The sequence below is a fragment of the Cellulomonas sp. EB106-03-03-XG116 genome, assembly GCF_058792015.1.
Genome location: NZ_JBYTEP010000050.1, coordinates 1 through 17,843, shown reverse-complemented (window position 1 = coordinate 17,843; position 17,843 = coordinate 1). Strand labels below are relative to the sequence as shown.

Here is a 17,843-nt window from a genome sequence, read left to right as displayed (position 1 = left end):
GGTTCACCCGACCGGCGTGGGTGAAACACCCGCCACCTCGGTGAGCACGGCGTCCAGCCGGCCCCGCGCCCAGGCCCAGTCGTGCGTCCGGGCCCAGGACCGGCAGCGCGACCCGATCCGGCGGCGCAGCGCCTCGTCGTCGGCGAGCGCCTCCAGCGCCGCGGCGAGCTCCGCCGGGTCGTCCGGGCGCACGAGCACGCCGGCGTCGCCCGCGACCTCGGGGATGCCGCCGATGGCCGACGCCACGACGGGGACCCCGCTGGCCATGCCCTCCATGACGGTGAGCGCGAACGGCTCCGCCCACCGCGAGGGCACGACCACGACGTCCGCGTCCCGGTACACCGCGGCGACCTCGGCGCGCGGGGTGAACGGCAGCAGCCGCACCCGGTCGCCCAGCGCGGCGGCCTGCGCGCGCAGGTCCCGCTCGTACGGCGACGGCGCCGCGCCCGCGTCGAAGTTCTGCGAGCCGACCACGGTGAGCTCGATGTCGTCGCGGCCGAGCCGCGCGACGGCGTCCAGCACCACGTCCGCGCCCTTGTCCGGGATCATCCGGCCGACGAACAGCACCCGCAGCCGCTCGCCGCGGGCCGGGTCCGCGCGCGGCACGAACCGGGTGGTGTCGACGCCGTTCGGCACCACCCGCAGCCGGTGGCGCAGCCGCGCGGGCAGGTGCGCCGCGGTCTGGTCGGCGAGCGCGCCGCTCACGCACACGATCGCGGCGGCCCGGCCGAGCACCTTGTCGGCCTCCCGGGGGGAGTAGGTGCGCAGCAGCAGGTTGTGCGCGTACAGGACCGCCGCGTGCCGGTCGTGCACCAGCGGGACGAGCTGCGGGGCGTTGTGCGCGAGCACCACGCCGGGCTCCCACGCGTCCTGGTCGCCGAGCGTCGGGCGCAGCGCGCGCCGCACGCCCGGGCGGGGGAGGCCCAGGCGGCCGGCGAGGGCGTCGACGTACCGGTCCGCCGGGCGCGCGGTGGCGAGCGGGTAGCCCACCGGCTCGGCGCTCGCGTACCGGTCGGGGTAGGTGCCGTCCGCGACCACGACCCGGGGCCGCGGGGCCGCGCCGGCGGGCAGCGCTGCGCACAGGCCGTCGACGACCGTCGGGATCGCCGAGCCGGTGCGCGGGGAGAAGTGGTCGCCGGGCGTGAGCACGTGCACCTCGGGCACGCGCGCGGCCGCGCCCGCCGCGCCGGCCGCACTCGCGCCCGCCCCGCCGCCCGGCCCCGCAGGACCGCCGGACCCGCTCACCGCCGCCGGCTCCGCGGCTCGAGCCCGAGCGCGGCCCACACGTCCGCGGCCGGCCCGCGCCAGCGCGGCAGCGTCCACGCCACGGGGATCGTCGCCAGCGCCCGGGCCTTCTCGGCGGCCGGCGCGTCCGACGCCAGCACCCCGCGGGCGAGCTCGACGCTCACCTTCGTGTGCGGGAACGCGAACCGCACGGACGCCGACGGGGCGTGCCACGCCACCTGCGCCTGGCCCTGCTGGGAGAACTGCTCGCTGTGCCGGCGCTGGAGGAACAGCTGCTCGGGCACGAGCGCGAACGGACCCTGGCAGGCGAGCTCGGCCAGGATCACCAGGTCGTTGCCGACCGTCGGCCGGATGCCGCGCGTGCGGCGCAGCGCCTCGGTGCGGTGCAGGCCGTAGAACAGGTGCGCCGCCTGCGCCCGCAGGAAGTGGCCCATCCGCTCGTGCGGGGTGGGCTCGTCGCACGCGAGGTCGGCGTCGTTCAGGTCCTCGGTGACGATCCCGCCCGCGTCGATGATCTGCGTGCGCGGGTACACCAGGACGGTCGCCGGGTCCGACTCGGCGAACACCTCCAGGCAGCGCCGCACGAACGCCGGGCGCCGGATGTCGTCGGCGGCGGCCCAGGTGAAGTACGGGGCGGTCGCCAGGGACAGCACGTGGTTGAAGTTGAACCGCCCGCCCCGGTTCTCGGGCAGCCGGACGTACCGGATGCGGTCGTCCTCGGCCGCGGCGGCGCGGCAGATCTCCTCGGTGGCGTCGGTCGAGGCGTTGTCCGAGATCACGATCTCGAGGTCGGCCTCGTCCTGCTCCCGCACCGAGTCGAGCGCGGCGGGCAGGTACTTCTCGCCGTTGTAGACGGGCATGCCCACGGTGGCCCTGGGGCTCATCGTCGTCGTCCCTCCTGGGAGCGGGTGGCGGTCGGGTCGGTCATGCGGCGGGCCCGTAGGCGGCGAGCCGCACCAGCGACACGGGCCAGGTCGGCTCGGGCTGGACGGGCTCCCACGCGGGCAGCAGCCCGCCGGACTGGCCGGAGTAGTTCACGTCGGGGACGGTGATCCCCCGGGTGGTGGTCGACGGCACCTGCACCCGGACCGCCGTGACGGTGCGGGGCTCGAAGGTCACCGACGTGGTGCGGGCCAGGAACAGCCCGTCCTGCCGGCCGACCTCCTGCCACGCGCCGTCCTCGTCCTGCACCTCGACGGTGTAGGCCCGGACCCCCGAGGTGCAGCACCGGATGCCGGCGCTCTCCACGACCACCCGGTCGACCGTCGCGGGCGACGCGAGGTCGACCTGCACCCACGGGCTGTCGTCCGGGCCGTCGTCCGTGCGGGCCCCCGCGCGCCACGGGTTCGCGCCCGCGCCGCCCTCGGCGACCAGGTCGGCCGGGTCGGTGCCGTCCGTGCTGGAGCTCGCCGTGACCGTGCCGCCGGCCAGCAGGTCGGCGCCCGCGTCGGCGGCCGGGGCGACGGTCAGCCCCGCGTCCGCGGTGAGGAACACCGGCGACCCGGTGACCGGCAGCGCGGTCGGCGCGCCGGCCGCGAGGTCGACCGTCCGGGTGCCGCCGTAGACGTCGGTCACCGTGACGGTGGTCGCGGCGTCCGCGGTGACGAGCGCCGAGGTCACCTCGTCCTGCGTCCAGACCGCGAGCAGCGGGTCGTCGCGCGTCCCGGCGGGGGCGGGGTTGCCCGCGGCCGAGGGCGTCCCGGTCGCCGGGCCGAACGCCATGGCGTGCAGCGCCGGGTCGCCGGTGTCGAGCACGTCGGGCGCGCCGCGGCCGTCCAGGACCCCGGACACCGCGGCCATCGCCAGCGCGCCGGGCTTCACGAAGGAGCCGAGCTGCACGAGCGACCAGGTGAAGCCGCCCTCGCCCCAGCCGCCCTCGCTGAAGAAGTACATCCACTCGTCGACGCCGAGCTCGCGCATCCACAGCAGGGAGCGGGCGACGTCGTAGGCCTGCGCCCAGTGGTTCGCCGGGCCGTCCGACCACCAGCCGGACTCGGTGTCCCAGACGGGCACGTCCGCCCCGCACGCCGCGAGCACCTGCCGCAGGGCGGTGATCTGGCCGATCGGGCCGTCGGCGCCCTCCTCGTCCCAGGACCGGTTGAACCCGGTGTAGGGGTGGATCCCGACGACGTCCATCGACGCGCAGCCGCCGGCGTCGACCACCTGCTGGTACCAGGGCACGACGACGTTCAGCGCGTTGCCGCCGATGACCCGGGCCCGCGGGTCGGCCCCGCGCACGGCCTCGGCGAACGGCGCGAGCACCTGCGTGGCGTAGGCGGCGCCGTCGCCGAAGCCGGTGTTGTTCGGCTCGTTCCACGGCGCCCAGAGGTGCAGGTCGGGCGCGCCGGCGTGCAGCGCCTCCGCGATCACCCGGACCCAGGCCCCCCAGGTGCCGTCGGCGACGGCCTCGGCCTCCGCCTCGCCGCCCTGGCCGACCTGGACGTAGAGCTGCACGTCGGAGTCGGCGGCCAGCGCCGCGGCGGCGTCGATCCCGGCGAACGGGTCGCCCTGCTCCGCCCCGGGCAGCGCCGCCAGGTCGAGCCCGGCCGCGGACGGGGTGGCCGTGACGTCCGGCACCAGCCGGCCGAAGTCGAGCTGCACGCGGTGGCTGCCGAGCCCGAGCTGCGCCGCGAGCTGGACGCCGCGCAGCGGGCCGGGGCCGCCCCAGTCGGCGCCCTCCGCGAGCGAGGCCGGGTCGAAGGTCGCGCCCTCGGCGCCGACGGCGTACCGCAAGCAGGTGGCGGTGCGGACGGCGCCGGTCGCCTTCTCGACGAGCGTGGCGTGCACCTCGTACGGCCCGGGGCGCGCCGCGGGCAGGTCGAGCGGCACGTCGCCGCCGTCGGCCGGGATCGCCACGGTGCCGGAGGTGGCCGCGACGGGCGGGTCCAGCCACGGGTCGCCGGTCACCTCGTAGCGGAGCTCGTAGGCGTCGGCGAGCGGGCCCCAGGACGGGGCGAACGCGGCGTGCACCGCGGGCGTCGTCCCGGCCGCGAAGTAGTCGTCGGCCGCGTCCGTGCCCAGGCCCGCGCCGAAGCCCAGCAGGTCGAGCGAGGACGCGTGGTTCACGTCCCAGGTGATGGGGGCGTCGAGCAGCAGGTCCAGGTCGGCGTCCTCGACGCGGGACAGCTGCAGGCCACCGTCCTCGCGGGGGGAGGCGAAGTAGACGGCGTCGCCGCCGCGCACGAACGGCGTCAGGTCGGCGAACCGGAAGGTCGAGCCCTGGCCCTCGCCGGACAGCGACTGGCGCCGCCACACGCCGTCGGGGCCGACCTCGAGCAGCCGCCAGGTCGGCCCGGCGAGCAGCAGGCCGCCGTCCGCGGCCGTGGCCACGCCCGTCGGGTGGTCCAGGCCCGGCGCGCCGCCGTTCGACCCGCCCGACAGCGGCCCCTCGATCCGCAGGCCGGGGGTGCCGTCCGCGGCGTACCGCACGAGCGCGATCGACGACGACTGGTCGTCGGCGTCGCTCATCAGCACGAGCGAGCCGTCGTCCTGCGGGTAGAACCGGGGGTAGGAGCCCCACTCGAGCTCCGGGCCGTCGCCGTCCACGGTGCCGTCGGCGCGCAGCAGCGCCAGCCGGTGCGAGTCGGCGAGCACGACCGTCGCGAGCACGCCGGAGCGGCCCGCCGTCCAGCCGAGCACCGCCCGGACCTCGCCGCGGTCGAGGCCCGCCAGGTCCCAGGTGGTCCCGGGGTCGGCGGACCCGGCGGCCCACAGCGCCACGGTCGTGCCGGCGGCCGAGCCGTCGGTCGTGAGCACGCCGCCGTCGGTCGTCAGGGCGAAGCTGCCCGGCGCGTCGTCGCCGCCGTCGACCACCACGGGCGTGCCGGCCTTCCCGGCGGACGTCCAGCGGCTGATCGTCGTGCTGCCGCCGTCGCGCTGCAGCGCGGCCACGTGGTCGCCGGCCGCCGCGAGCTGGAGCGGCACCACGTCGCCCAGGTCGGCGAGGTCCTGCACGTCCGCGACCGGGGCGTCGGCGGCCAGCGCCGCGTACCGGTCGGGGTCGGCGACGCCGCACATCCGCGCCGCGGGGTCGCCGGCCGTCGGGGCGCTGGCCACCGCGCCGTCGCCGGTGCCGGGCTGCTGCGCGGCGAGCTGCCACACCCCGATCCCGGCCGAGGCCCCGAGGACCGCGGTCAGGCCCAGGACCACGCCGCGGCGGCCCCACCGGCGGCGGGGGGCCGGGGCGGGGGCGCCGGGGGGCGGGTCGACCGGCGGGACGGCGGGCGCGGCCACGTCAGATCACGTCCGCGAAGCCGCGTTCCATCTTCGAGAAGATCAGCGCGCCGCCGACGAACACCGCGACGCTCACCCCCGCGGTCGCGGCCATCTGCCACGTCTCCGGCTGCGCGAGGCCGAGGAGCGACCAGCGGAAGCCCTCGAGGATCCAGGTCAGCGGGTTGATGTCGAACAGCCAGCGGATGCTGTCGCCCACCTCGCTCAGCGAGTACGCCAGCGGGCTGGCGTACAGCAGGGTCTGCAGCGCGAACGGCACCACGTAGGCGATGTCGCGGAACTTCACCATGAGCGCGGAGGCGGCCATGCCGAGGCCGGAGCCCAGCAGGATCACCGCGAGGATCCACAGGGGGAGCGTGAGCAGGGCCCAGGTGAGCGGGATGTCGTACCAGACGATCAGGCCGACCATCAGGACGCCCGCCACCAGGAAGTCCACCAGCACCGACAGCACCGAGGACAGCGGGACGAGCAGCCGCGGGAAGAACACCTTCGACACGAGTGCCTGGTTGTTCACCAGCGACGGCGCGGCCCGGGACACGATGCCGTTGAACAGGGTCCACGCCAGCATGCCGGTGAACGAGAACACGAAGTAGGGCACGCCGTCGCTGGACAGGTCGGCGATCTGGCCGAACACGATCGAGAAGATGCCGGCGCTCAGCAGCGGCTGCAGCACCACCCAGATCACGCCGAGCGCGGTCTGCCGGTAGCGCAGCTTGAGATCGCGGATCCCGAACCGCGTGAAGACCTCGCGGGCCTCCCACATCTCGCGCCACGCCGGCAGCGGCAGGCGCCCGGGCGGGTTGATGACAGTCGTGCGCGTGGCCATCGCTCAGCGCCTCTCGTAGTCGAAGTCGGCGAGGACGAGGCCCGCGTCGAGCCCCTCGTCGGAGACCGCCTGCGGGTAGGGCAGCACCGGGTGGATCTCGAACCGGCCGGCGCCCTCGAACGAGTCGAGCACCCCGGAGGAGCACACGAACAGGTCGACGGTGTACTCGCCGGGCTTGAGCCAGGGCTCCTTGATGGTGAGCGCGATCTTCTGCTCCTGCGCCGGGTCGAGCCACAGGCCGCTGACCCGGGAGTCGCACTGCAGGATCGTGGTGCCGTGCCGGTCGTTGATGTGGCAGGACACGAAGTACTTGCCGATGTAGTCGGCGTTGGCCGAGACCAGGAACTCGATGGTCTTCGGCTCGGTGGTCTTGTACAGCGGGCTCGACACCGTCGCGGACGTGATCCGGACCTCGCCGGTGCCGGGGCGCCGGTCGATGTCGGTCTGGCTGATCGCGACCCGGTCCCGGCTGGTCTGGTAGAGCTCGATCGCGTCGTCGACCGTGCCGTGCATGACGAGGTTGCCGTGCTCCAGGAAGATCGCCGAGGTGCACAGCGTCTTGACGGTCTGCACCTGGTGCGACACGTACAGCACGGTGCGGCCCTCGGACGCGACGGTGCGCATCCGGTCGAGGCACTTGGCCTGGAACTCGGCGTCGCCGACCGCGAGCACCTCGTCGACCGCGAGGATCTCGGTGTCGAGGTGCGCGGCGACCGCGAACGCCAGCCGGACGTACATGCCGGAGGAGTAGCGCTTCACCGGGGTGTCGAGGAACTTCTCGACGCCCGAGAACGCCACGATCTCGTCGAAGCGCTGCTTGATCTCGCTCTTGCGCATCCCGAGCAGCGTGCCGTTGAGGAACACGTTCTCGCGGCCGGTGAGCTCCGGGTGGAAGCCGGTGCCGACCTCCAGCAGCGAGCCCACCCGGCCCGCGAGCTCGATCCGGCCCCGGGTGGGCGCGGCGACGCGGGTGAGCAGCTTGAGCAGCGTCGACTTCCCGGCGCCGTTGCGGCCCAGGATGCCCACGGCCTCGCCCCGCGGGATCTCGAAGCTCACGTCGTCGAGCGCGCGGAACTCCTCGTACTGCGCGCGCTGCAGCGGGTGCCGCAGGCGCTGGAGCACCGCCTCGGCGGCCGTGGACGGGGCGTCGTCGGACGTGGCGATCCGGTACGACTTCCCGACCCCGGCGGCCCGGATGGCGACATCGGTCATGACTGGTCTCCGTGCTGCTGGGGGGTCGTGTACAGGCGCTCGTAGGCGTCGGCGACGGCGGTGAGCGAGAAGGCGCGGGACCGCTCGAGCCCCGCGGCGGAGAGCGCCGCGCGGCGCGGGGCGTCGAGCAGCACGTCGGCCAGCGCGGTGCCCAGGTCGTCCAGCTCGGCGAGCACCGCGGCGCGGCCCTCGTCGGAGACGTACCGGGCGCCGACGTTCGGGGTGGCCACGACCGGCAGGCCGCTGGCCATCGCCTCCGCGTACGGGATGCCGAAGCCCTCGTAGGACGACGGCAGGCAGAACACCCAGGCGCGGCGGTAGGCGTCGGCGAGGTCCTCGTCGGACAGCCGGCCGAGCACCGTGATGCCGGGCCCGGGGTCGGCGGGGGCGTCCCGCGTGACCATCCACAGCTCGGCCTCCGGCACCCGCGGCAGCACGTCCCGGGCGAACGCCGCCGCCAGGTCCTTGCCGCGCTTGCGGCCGTGCCAGGTGCCGACGAACAGCACGACCGGGCGGTCGGCGCGGCCCTCGGAGTCGCCCGGCGTGAACCGGGCGGTGTCGACGCCGTTCGGGATGACGTCGTGCGACCGCGGCACCCAGCGCCGGGTCTGCGGGGACACCACGACGACCCGGTCGGCGACGACGGACGCGAGCACCTCGGTCATGCCGAGCAGCAGCATCCGGAGCTTCTCCTTGGCGCCGCGGATGTGCCGCGCCTCCTCGAAGCAGGAGCCGTGCACCGTGCGGACGTGCAGCGGCGCGCGCCGGCGCCACAGCCAGTAGTCGTCGCCGTGCGCGTGCAGCACGTCGTAGCCGGTGAAGTCCTGCTTGCGCAGGTCGGTCGCGAACCGGAACGTGCGCAGCGAGCCGGACATGGCGACGTGCCGGTGGCCGTAGGTCGCGCCCGGGACGGGCGGGCAGTCGCTGAACATGTCGACCTGGTGGCCCCTTCGGGCGAGCTCGGTGGCGAGCTCGTGGGCCTGGAAGCCGACGCCGATCTTGCTGCCCGACGGGAGGTAGTAGGACAGCATCGCGATGCGCAGCGGGGCGGTCGCGGCCTCACCCATGCGCGACGCCGTCCGTCGGGGCCGGGGTCGCCAGCGGGTGCGGGGTCAGCACGCGCGCCGGCTCGGTGGCCAGGGTGCTCGTCCCCGCCAGCCCGGCGCGCAGCGCCTCGAGCCACGCGTGCCCGTGCTCCAGGTCGGGCTCGAGGTAGTTGCCCTCGGCCCACTCGTTCCAGGACTTGACCCAGAGCAGCCGCTCGTCGGGGCGGCGGTCGGCGAGGGTGTCGACGGCCTGGCGCACGTGCCGGCCGAACAGCTCGGGGGAGGAGCCGGTGACCGCGAGCCCGCGCGCGCCCGACCGGGGGGTGTTGTCCCAGTTCGGGTAGATGCACGGCTGCAGGTTCTCGGAGATCCCCTGCGGGGCGGGCTGGAAGTCGGGCGCGTACGGGTACACCTCGGGTCGGCCCAGCTTCCGGCCGATCCGCATCCGCAGCACGTCCGCGCGGGTCTGCCGGGCGGGGATCCGCATGTACACGCCGGCGTCGAAGCCCGCCGCGTCCACGTCGGTGTACTTCGGCCCGCGGCCGAGCAGGTCGGAGACCTCGGCGACCAGGTACAGCCCCGGCAGGCCGGCCGCGCGGGCCATCGCCTGCCAGCGGTCGACGAACGCCGCGGCGTCCGGCAGGTCCTCCGGTCGGAACACGTAGAACACCGGGCGGTCGTCCACCCGGAGGTAGCGCTCGTCCTGGAACGCGGGCAGCAGCGAGTCGAAGTGGGCCTGCTCGTCCTCGGGGCCGGGGTAGGTCTGCTCCATGAGGATGCGGTCGCTGGCGCCGTGCCAGATGCCGCTCCAGGTCTGGTTGGCCCACGCGAGGCAGAACTTGACGGACGGGGCGCCGGACGCGAGCACCTCGGTGAACGGGCGCTCGAGGATCCGCCGGCCGCCGCCGAACCAGTAGTGCCAGTAGATGAACGCCTCGACGCCGTACCGCTGCGCGAGGTCGCTCTGCGCCTCGCGGGCCTCGGGCATCCGCAGGTCGTAGAAACCCAGGTCCGCCGGGAGGTGCGGCTGGTTGTGGCCCCGGAACAGGGGGCGGGCCTTCGCGGCGTTGCGCCACTCGGTGAAGCCCGGGCCCCACCACGCGTCGTTCTCCGGCACCGGGTGGTACTGGGGCAGGTAGAACGTGACGGCGCGGGCGCGCAGGTCCGTGCTGCTGTCGGTGGACGCCACGGTCCCCCCTCTCCTGGTGGTCCTGGGTGGCCGGGGGGCGGGTCGTCGTCCCCAGGCCCGTTCCTGCTGGCATGCAGCCTATGAGTAGATTTGTCCGGTTTGTCCGCCGACTCCGGGTGAAGCCGCTGGCATCCGGGTGATGCGCCGCCCGAGCCCGGCTGATCCGCGCGCAGGCGCTCGGCGAGCCGCTCCGGTCGCGCGGGCTCGCGCGCCCCGCATCCCCATCTCTTCCTCGCGCCGCCCCCCGATTCATCGGGAGGCGGCGCGAGGATCGGGTGGGGACGCGATCCGGCGGCTCGGGCCCCGGGGAGGGCGCGCCCGGGTCAGGCCAGGGCGGCCTGGGCCTCGCGCAGGCGGTCGACCAGCCGGCCCTCCGGGAGCCGGACGTCGTCGTACGTGAGCGTCGCGTCCTTCGGGACGTCCCGGACGAGCACGCAGCCCTCCGCGACGCCGACCGGGAGGAGGCGTTCGCCCGCCGTGACCGCGGCCTTCTCGGCCTGGCCGTAGTAGTGGTACCCGCCGAGCGCGTCGAGGACGGTGCCCGCGGCCAGGTCGGTCTTGGCCGTGGTCACGACCTCGACACTCGGCGCCCCGAGCGGCCGGATCGTCGCGTCGCCGAGCAGCGCGGCCCGGGCGATCGTCGTCGGCACCTCGAAGTGGCACAGGTGGTACGGCTGGTAGAACGAGTAGAGCGGCCCGGTGCCCAGCTTGTAGAGCTCCAGGTAGTGCCGCTGCTTCGGGTCGTCGTGCGTCGCGAGGATGTAGACGCCGGGCCCGGGGCGCGCACCGACGACGTAGTCCACGGCCCCGCCCAGCGCGCGCAGCTCGTCGACGTCGTACCGGGTGGTGAGCTCGTCGACGTGCCCGTCGTGGTCCATGCCGAGCATCCCGCGCCGGTGCACGGACATGCCGGTCGCGTTGGCGACCAGCGCCTGCTCCACCGACACCTTGGTGCCGTCCGCGAACGACGTGACCATGTGCGGGTCCTGCCCCCACCGCTCGGCGAACGCCTTCTGCGTGGTGGGGGTGCGGTACTCGTCCTGCAGGCCCTTGATGTTGCCCGCCACCAGCGGCGTCAGGCCGAGCCCGGTGACGAACCGGTGCAGGTTCATCTGCACGCCGGGCTGGTCGCCGTCGCAGCCGGTGTAGACGACGCCGGCCTTGTCGGCCAGGCGCGCGAGCTCGCCGCCGACCGTGGCGTCGACCTCGGCGTTCATCAGCACCAGGTGCTTGCCGTGCTCGAAGCAGGCGAGCGCGACGTGCGCGCCGAACTCCACGGCGCCGGTCACGTCCACCACCACGTCGACCGCGTCGGACGCGATCGCGACCCGGTAGTCGGCGGTCACGGCGGGGGTGCCGGAGGCGGCGGCGCGGGCGAGGGCGGCGGGGGAGTCGACCTCGACGACGCCCGTGAGCCCCGCCTCGGTGTACGCCCGGACGCCCTGCTCGGGGTGCCGCGCCGCGATGGCGACGACGTCCATGCCGGGCACGGAGTTGACGATCTGGTTCACCAGGCCGCGGCCCATGAACCCGGCGCCGACCAGGGCCACCCGGATCGGGCGGCCGTCGGCCTGGCGCGCCTTCAGCAGCGAGTCGACGACGATCACGGCGCCACCTCGGCGGCGTCGGCGGAGACCAGCGGCCAGGCGGCGTCCTTGTCCGAGATCACCGTCACCGGCACGGGCCACTCGATGCCGAACGCGGCGTCGTCGTACCGGAAGCCCTGCTCGCCCTCGGGGGCGTACGGGCCGCTGACCTGGTAGATCACCTCGGTGTCGTCGGCCAGGGTCTGGTACCCGTGCGCGACGTACGGCGGGATGAACAGCGCGCGCCGGTTGGCGGCGGTGAGCTCGACCATCACGTGCGCCCCGTAGGTGGGGGAGTCCGGGCGGACGTCCACGGCCACGTCGACGATCGCGCCGGCGGTGCACCGGACGAGCTTGCCCTCGGCGTACGGCGGCACCTGGCGGTGCAGGCCGCGCAGCGTCCCGGCCACGTGGTTGTACGACAGGTTGCACTGCGCGACGGTCGTGTCCAGGCCGTGCGCCTCGAACTCGGTCGTGTCGAACGTCCGGGCGAAGAACCCCCGGTCGTCCGAGCGGAGCTCGAGGTCGACGATCATCACGCCGTCGACGGCGGTCGGGGTGTACTTCACGGGTTCACCGTCCAGAAGAGCTGCGGGTCCACCTGGCCGGTCTTGAGCAGGTGCTCGATCTGCGCCAGGCGGGTGTGGCCGCGCCCGGTGAAGGTCTCGGTGTCGAGCTGGATCTGCTCGAACACCCGGTGCAGCTGGGCGGCGCCGGCGGCGGCGTCCCAGTCGGTCTCGAAGCCGGGGAGCACCTCGCGGATCTTGGCGAACGAGACCCGGTACGACCGGTTGTCCGCGCTCGGCTCGCCGAACGACACCTCGCAGCCGGGGAACTCGGCCCCGACCGTCTCGGCGATCTCGCGCACCGTGTAGTTGTTGGCGTCCGCGCCGACGTTGAGCACCTGCGCGTGCACGTCCTCGCGCGGGGCGTCGAGCACGGCGCGGATCGCCTTCGCGATGTCCAGGCCGTGCACCAGCGGGCGCCAGGGCGTGCCGTCGGACGTCATCGCGATCCGGTGCGTCGTCCAGGCCAGGCCGGCCAGGTTGTTCAGCACGATGTCGAACCGCTGCCGCGGCGAGGCGCCGAACGCCGTCGCGTTCCGCAGGAACGTCGGGGAGAAGTCGTCGTCGGCCAGCGCCGTGACGTCGCGCTCGACCAGGGCCTTGCACCGGGCGTAGGCGGTCTGCGGGTCGGTCGGGCTGGTCTCGTCGACCGTGCCGTCCGCGACGCCGTAGACCGAGCAGGACGACATGTACACGAACCGCGAGACCCCGGCGCGCTTCGCCGCCGAGGCCAGCGCGACCGAGCCGTGGTGGTTGATGTCGTACGTGACCTCGCCGATGCGGTCGCCGATCGGGTCGTTCGACAGCTCGGCCATGTGGACCACCGCGTCGAAGCCGACCAGGTCGTCCGGGGTGACGTGCCGGATGTCCTTGACCAGCGTGTGCGGGGTCTCGTGGACGCCGTTGTAGAGCCAGCCGTTCTTGTAGTAGCCGGTGTCGAGGCCGGTGACCTCGTCGCCGCGGCCCAGCAGCGTCGGTGCGAGCAGGCTGCCGAGGTAGCCCTCGGTGCCGGTGACCAGGATGCGCACGCGCTCAGTCCTCCCAGATCTTCCAGGGGGCGCGACCTGCGTCCCACAGTCCGTTCAGCTCCGTCCAGTCACGGAACGTGTCCATGCCCATCCAGAAGCCCTCGTGCTCGTACACGGAGAGCTGGCGGTCCCGGGCGAGCTGCTGCAGCGGCGCGCTCTCGAGCATCACCGCCGGGTCGTCGTCGAGGTACTTGTCGACGAACTCGCGCTCGAACAGGAAGAACCCGCCGTTGACCCAGCCGTCGGCCAGGGTCGGCTTCTCGTTGAACTCGACGACCGTGTCGCCCTCGACCCGCATCTCGCCGTAGCGGCTGGACGGGTGCACGCCGGTGAGCGTCCCGAGCAGCCCCTGCTCGACGTGGTGCCGCAGGGCGCCGGTGATGTCGACGTCGCCGATGCCGTCGCCGTACGTCAGGGCGAACCGGTCGGCGTCGAGGTGCTGGGCGACCCGGCGGATGCGCGCGGCGGTCGCCGTGGTGAGGCCGGTCTCGACGAACGTGATCTCCCAGTCCTCCTTCGCGGCGGTGCCGTGGAAGACCGGCTCCGACTCCGCGCCGTCCGCGCCGAGGCGCAGCGTGAAGTCCGACGTCAGGTGCCGGTAGTCCAGGAAGTACTGCTTGATCAGGTCGCTCTTGTACCCGAGCGCCAGCACGAACCGGCGGAAGCCGTGCTCGCTGTACGTCTTCATGATGTGCCAGAGGATCGGCCGGCCGCCGATGTCGACCAGCGGCTTGGGCAGCTTCTCGCTGGCCTCGCGGAGGCGCGTCCCCATGCCCCCGCACAGGATCACCACCGGGATGTCGGCGGGCGACAGGTCGCCTGCGGTCATGGCTCCTCCTCGGACGGGGGGTGTGGGATGGCGCCGCGAACGCCGCGCGGCAGCCCCGAGGCTAGTCCGGGCATTTCAGGCCAGACAGGTACTAACGGGTGAAAACCGGACATATCACCCCAAGGGGGCCGCGGCCGGGTGGCGAGGGTCCCCCGGGTGGCGCACGGGGCGGTTCGTCGGGTGCGACGCGGCGGGTGTAGAACATCCCCGCCGCCCGACCGACGGCCGCGTCCCGTCACCTGGAGCCGACATGCTCGCCGACGCCCGTCACCTCCGCCCCGGCGCGGTCCTCACCCCCGACGTCGCGGTGGTCGGCTCCGGGCCCGCCGGCGTCACCGTCGCGCTGGAGCTGGCCGCCGCCGGCCTCGTCGTCGCCGTGCTGGAGTCCGGCGGGACCACCGCCGACGTGGGGGACGACGACCTGCAGCTCGCCGACCCCGACCTCGCGTTCGGCACCGTCGAGCAGATCAGCGGCACGCGGCGGGTCGGCGGCAACGCGAACCTGTGGAGCGTCGACCTGGGGGGCGGGCGGCGCGGGCTGCGGCTGGTCCCGCTCTCCGACGCCGACCTGGAGCCGCGCCCCTGGATGCCCGGCAGCGGCTGGCCGCTGACGCGCCGCGACCTGGCCCCGGGGTACCGGCGCGCCCAGCAGCTGTTCGGGCTCGGCCCGAGCGGCTACCACGGCGCGGGCTGGGAGTCCCCGGGCGCGGCCCGGCTGCCCCTCGACGGCACCGCGCTGCAGACCGACGTCTTCCAGTTCGCGGACCGCGACGAGTTCGCCGACCGGCACGTGCGGGAGCTCGCGGCCTCCGGCGCGGCGACGGTCTACCACCACGCCTACGTCGTGGAGGTCCGCACCGACCCGGGGTCACGCCGCGCGACGGAGCTGCGGGTGCTCACCGGCGAGGGCCGCGAGGTCCTGGTCCGGCCGTCCGTCGTCGTGCTGGCCGGGGGCGGGTTCGCGACGACGCAGCTGCTGCTCGCGTCGGGCGACGTGCGCCGCGGGCTCGAGCGCGCCGCCGGGCCGCGCGACGAGGACCCGCTCGGGCAGTACTTCATGGACCACCCGCTGATCGACGGCGGCGTCCTGGAGCCGGCCGAGCGCGGGCTCCTCGACACGATGGCGCTCTACGACCTGCGCGTCGTGCGCGGCACGCCCGTGATGGGGCACCTGCGGATCGCCGACGACGCCCTGCGGGCCGGGCCGCTGCCGCAGCTGAGCACGCTGCTGTTCCCGCGGCACGCGAGCCGGCGGGAGCCGGGCGACGGCGAGCAGGCCGCCCGGGACGCCGCCGTGCGGGTGCGGGACGCCCTGCGCGCCGGGCGGGCCCCCCGCGCCGTCGACGTGCTCGGGGCCGCGGCCCGGGCCGACGACGTGCTGCGCCGCGCGCTGCACTCCGGCGGGCGCCGGTCGACCTACGTCGGGCACGGCGGCTGGTCCACCTTCCGGCGGCCGTCGTGGCACTTCGACCACCTCCGGGTGCTGCACCAGGCCGAGCAGGCTCCGCACGCGCGCAACCGGGTGACCCTCGGGGCCGGGCGCGACGCGTTCGGCGTCCGCCGGCTGCACGTCGACTGGGCGTGGACCCGCGAGGATGCCGAGGGGGTGGCCCGCGCGCACGCGGTGGTCGCCGAGGCGGTGCGCCACGCGGGGATCGGCGAGCTCCGGCCGCCCACCGACGGCGCCCCGGTCGTGCTGGGCTCGTCGACCAACCACTACCTCGGGACGACGCGGATGTCCGAGGACCCGGCGGCGGGGGTGGTGGACCCGCGGGGGCGCGTGCACGGCGTGCCGAACGTGTACGTCGCCGGGGCGTCGGTGTTCCCGACCGGCGGCTTCGCGAACCCCACGCTGACCGTCGTGGCGCTCGCGGCGCGCGTCGCCTGGGACGTGCTGGACGAGCTCGGCGTCGAGCGCGCGCGGGACGTGGCGGCCGCGGCGGGGTGACCACCCGGGGGCGCGGCGCCCGCCGGCGCGCGTCACGCGGGCGAAACCTGTCGAGCGTTCGGGTGAAAACCCCCAAAACGGACAAACCGGGCTGGTTGCCGCGGGCACACTGGCGTCCGGCGGGCGGTTCTGCGGCGTCCCGCACGGCTCGATGCGAGGGGGAGGTCGATGGTCGTCGAGAAGCCGGCGCAGCACCACGGCGCCCGCCCCGCGCCGCGCGGACCGGGCGAGCTCCTGGTGCTGCGGCGCGACCTGGGCGAGTTCGGGGCGCCCGCGCCACGTCCGCTGCCGGACCGGGCGCTGCTGCGCCTCGCGCGGCCGGTGCTCCGGGGCCTCGCGCCCACCGCGTGCGTGGCCACCGCCGACGCGGTCGCCGCGCTCACCTACGACGACGGCCCGCACCCGGACCACACGCCGGGGCTGCTCGACCTGCTCGCCGACCGGGGCCTGCGCGCCACGTTCTTCGTGCTCGCGGACGCGGCCGAGGCGCACCCCGAGCTCGTGCGTCGCCTCGTCGCCGAGGGCCACGAGCTCGCGCTGCACGGCCCCGACCACGGGCGGCTCAACCGGCTGCAGGACGCCGAGGCGGTCCGCGTGGTCGCCGACGCCCGGCGCCGGGTCGAGGCCGTCGCGGGCGTCCCCGTCACCCTGTTCCGCCCGCCCTACGGCGCGCACCGGCCCCGGTCGCTGCGCGGCTGGACCCGGTCCGGGCTCGACGTCGTCATCTGGTCCGGGTGGGCCGAGGACTGGGTCGACGCCCCGGTCGCCGACGTCGCGGCCCGCGCCCGCGCGGCGCTGCACCCCGGCGGGATCCTGCTGCTGCACGACACCCGGGCCGACCCCGAGACGCTGGCCCCCGGCGAGTCGCTGCCCACGTTCGACAAGGCCGCCGTCACCGCGGCGCTCGTCGACCCGCTGCTCGCCGAGGGCTGGACCTTCGACACCGTCGGCGGCCTGCTCGGCCGGTACCCCCGGGTCCGCTCGGTGTTCCGGGAGCTGATGTCGTGAGCGGGCTCCGGGACGGCGTCGCGCGACCCGCGGGCGTCGAGCTCACCGTCGTCGTCGCCGCGTTCGACGCCGAGGCCACCCTCGGCGCGCAGCTCGACGCCCTCGCGGCGCAGTGCGTGCCGTTCCCCTGGGAGCTCGTCGTCGCCGACAACGGCTCGACCGACGGCACCGCGGACCTGGCCCGCTCCTACGCGGACCGGCTGCCGGTCCGCGTGGTCGACGCCTCCGCCACCCGCGGGGCCGGCGCGGCCCGCAACGTGGGCGTCGCGGTCGCGCGCGCGCCGCTGGTCGCGTTCTGCGACGCGGACGACGTCGTGGGCGACGGCTGGCTGGTGGCGATGCGCACCGCGCTGCGCACGCACGCGTTCGTCGCAGGGCGGTTCGACGGCGAGCGGCTGAACGGGCCGCGCGTGCTGCGCTCCCGGACGATCCCGCAGACGGCCGGCCTCCAGGAGTCCACGCTGCTGCCCGGGCTGCACGCCGCCGGGGCCGGGAACATGGGCATCCGCGCGGACGTGTTCCGGGCGGTCGGGGGCTTCGACCCGGGCTGCCTGTTCCTCGAGGACACGGACCTGTGCTGGCGCGTGCAGCTCGCCGGGGTGCCGCTGACCTGGGTGCCGGAGGCCGTGCTGCACGTGCGGCTGCGCGGGACGCTGCGCTCGACGCTCCAGCAGGGGTACCACTACGGGTCGGGCGAGCACTGGCTGGCGCTGCGGTACCGGGAGCAGGAGGAGCGGTTGCGGGCGCTCGCGGCTCCCGGGCACGCGGCCGGGGCGGCCGGGGCGGCCGGGGCGAGCGCGCCGGTGGCGTCCTCCGGGGCGGCCGTGACGGCCGCGCACCCGGACGGCCACGTCGGCGTCCGGCGGGCCCTGCACCGCGTGCGCCTCGTCGCGCGCGACCTCGTCCGCGTCCGCTCGGCCGCCGAGTTCCGGTCCTGGTGCTGGGACCTCGGGTTCGGCCTGGGCTTCGCGTTCGCGCGCCTCGACACCCCGAGCCCGGTGGCCGTGACCCGGGTCGCCCCCGGCGGTGCGTCCGCGGCCGCGCCGCCCCCGGCGGACCGCACGGTCCCCGCCCTGTCTCTTCTCCACATCTGACGCTGCCGACGAAAGAAGTGGAGTGTGGATCTC

General features: G+C 75.2%; 14 protein-coding genes. 3 read left to right on the top strand and 11 right to left on the bottom strand.

Annotation, left to right across the window (positions count from 1 at the left end; translation table 11 throughout):
• Positions 1-3 precede the first annotated feature (3 nt).
• From AC3WUG_RS15885 to AC3WUG_RS15835, 11 genes are all read right to left on the bottom strand, one after another.
• On the bottom strand, positions 4-1,164 hold the full coding sequence (locus AC3WUG_RS15885) for a glycosyltransferase family 4 protein (protein ID WP_492328555.1): 1,161 nt from the start codon (positions 1,162-1,164) through the stop codon (positions 4-6).
• Positions 1,165-1,241: 77 nt separating this feature from the next.
• Positions 1,242-2,129 (bottom strand): glycosyltransferase family 2 protein, encoded by an 888-nt coding sequence (locus tag AC3WUG_RS15880; RefSeq protein WP_492328554.1) that lies wholly within the window; start codon positions 2,127-2,129, stop codon positions 1,242-1,244.
• A 40-nt stretch (positions 2,130-2,169) separates the two neighbouring features.
• Entirely contained in the window at positions 2,170-5,478 is a 3,309-nt protein-coding gene (locus tag AC3WUG_RS15875; protein ID WP_492328553.1) for a galactose-binding domain-containing protein, read from the bottom strand.
• A gap of 1 nt (position 5,479) precedes the next feature.
• Positions 5,480-6,304 carry an ABC transporter permease gene (locus AC3WUG_RS15870; protein ID WP_492328552.1) on the bottom strand — a complete coding sequence of 275 codons (825 nt, stop codon included), beginning with the start codon at positions 6,302-6,304 and terminating at the stop codon, positions 5,480-5,482.
• A gap of 3 nt (positions 6,305-6,307) precedes the next feature.
• Positions 6,308-7,516: an ABC transporter ATP-binding protein gene (locus AC3WUG_RS15865; protein WP_166944183.1), complete on the bottom strand. Its 1,209-nt coding sequence runs from the start codon at positions 7,514-7,516 to the stop codon at positions 6,308-6,310.
• Positions 7,513-8,583 carry a glycosyltransferase family 4 protein gene (locus AC3WUG_RS15860; protein WP_492328551.1) on the bottom strand — a complete coding sequence of 357 codons (1,071 nt, stop codon included), beginning with the start codon at positions 8,581-8,583 and terminating at the stop codon, positions 7,513-7,515. The genes AC3WUG_RS15865 and AC3WUG_RS15860 overlap by 4 nt, the downstream gene beginning before the upstream one ends.
• On the bottom strand, positions 8,576-9,751 hold the full coding sequence (locus AC3WUG_RS15855; protein WP_492328550.1) for a glycosyltransferase WbsX family protein: 1,176 nt from the start codon (positions 9,749-9,751) through the stop codon (positions 8,576-8,578). The genes AC3WUG_RS15860 and AC3WUG_RS15855 overlap by 8 nt, the downstream gene beginning before the upstream one ends.
• Positions 9,752-10,074: 323 nt before the next feature.
• Positions 10,075-11,358 (bottom strand): NAD(P)H-dependent oxidoreductase, encoded by a 1,284-nt coding sequence (locus AC3WUG_RS15850; RefSeq protein ID WP_492328549.1) that lies wholly within the window; start codon positions 11,356-11,358, stop codon positions 10,075-10,077.
• Complete coding sequence (gene rfbC / locus AC3WUG_RS15845; protein ID WP_492328548.1) at positions 11,355-11,906, bottom strand: dTDP-4-dehydrorhamnose 3,5-epimerase; 552 nt, start codon at positions 11,904-11,906, stop codon at positions 11,355-11,357. The genes AC3WUG_RS15850 and rfbC overlap by 4 nt, the downstream gene beginning before the upstream one ends.
• The gene (locus AC3WUG_RS15840; RefSeq protein WP_492328547.1) at positions 11,903-12,931 is read right to left on the bottom strand and encodes an NAD-dependent epimerase/dehydratase family protein; all 1,029 of its coding nucleotides are present in this window, start codon (positions 12,929-12,931) and stop codon (positions 11,903-11,905) included. Before AC3WUG_RS15840 ends, rfbC begins: the two co-directional genes overlap by 4 nt.
• A gap of 4 nt (positions 12,932-12,935) precedes the next feature.
• Complete coding sequence (locus AC3WUG_RS15835; protein WP_492328546.1) at positions 12,936-13,760, bottom strand: glucose-1-phosphate cytidylyltransferase; 825 nt, start codon at positions 13,758-13,760, stop codon at positions 12,936-12,938.
• 250 nt (positions 13,761-14,010) lie between these two features.
• Between AC3WUG_RS15835 and AC3WUG_RS15830 the strand changes: the two genes are divergently transcribed.
• The 3 genes from AC3WUG_RS15830 (at position 14,011) to AC3WUG_RS15820 (ending at position 17,810) form a co-directional block, all read left to right on the top strand.
• Entirely contained in the window at positions 14,011-15,708 is a 1,698-nt protein-coding gene (locus AC3WUG_RS15830; RefSeq protein ID WP_492328545.1) for a GMC oxidoreductase, read from the top strand.
• A gap of 168 nt (positions 15,709-15,876) precedes the next feature.
• Complete coding sequence (locus tag AC3WUG_RS15825) at positions 15,877-16,716, top strand: polysaccharide deacetylase family protein (protein WP_492328544.1); 840 nt, start codon at positions 15,877-15,879, stop codon at positions 16,714-16,716.
• Entirely contained in the window at positions 16,713-17,810 is a 1,098-nt protein-coding gene (locus AC3WUG_RS15820) for a glycosyltransferase family 2 protein (RefSeq protein WP_492328543.1), read from the top strand. The genes AC3WUG_RS15825 and AC3WUG_RS15820 overlap by 4 nt, the downstream gene beginning before the upstream one ends.
• Positions 17,811-17,843 lie beyond the last annotated feature (33 nt).

Excerpts from the sequence above, each read along its gene's own strand:
- AC3WUG_RS15865 (WP_166944183.1), bottom strand. The coding sequence starts at position 7,516 with ATGACCGATGTCGCCATCCGGGCCGCCGGGGTCGGGAAGTCGTACCGG.
- AC3WUG_RS15860 (WP_492328551.1), bottom strand. The coding sequence starts at position 8,583 with ATGGGTGAGGCCGCGACCGCCCCGCTGCGCATCGCGATGCTGTCCTAC.
- AC3WUG_RS15835 (WP_492328546.1), bottom strand. The coding sequence starts at position 13,760 with ATGACCGCAGGCGACCTGTCGCCCGCCGACATCCCGGTGGTGATCCTG.
- AC3WUG_RS15870 (WP_492328552.1), bottom strand. The coding sequence starts at position 6,304 with ATGGCCACGCGCACGACTGTCATCAACCCGCCCGGGCGCCTGCCGCTG.
- AC3WUG_RS15830 (WP_492328545.1), top strand. The coding sequence starts at position 14,011 with ATGCTCGCCGACGCCCGTCACCTCCGCCCCGGCGCGGTCCTCACCCCC.
- AC3WUG_RS15825 (WP_492328544.1), top strand. The coding sequence starts at position 15,877 with ATGGTCGTCGAGAAGCCGGCGCAGCACCACGGCGCCCGCCCCGCGCCG.
- AC3WUG_RS15880 (WP_492328554.1), bottom strand. The coding sequence starts at position 2,129 with ATGAGCCCCAGGGCCACCGTGGGCATGCCCGTCTACAACGGCGAGAAG.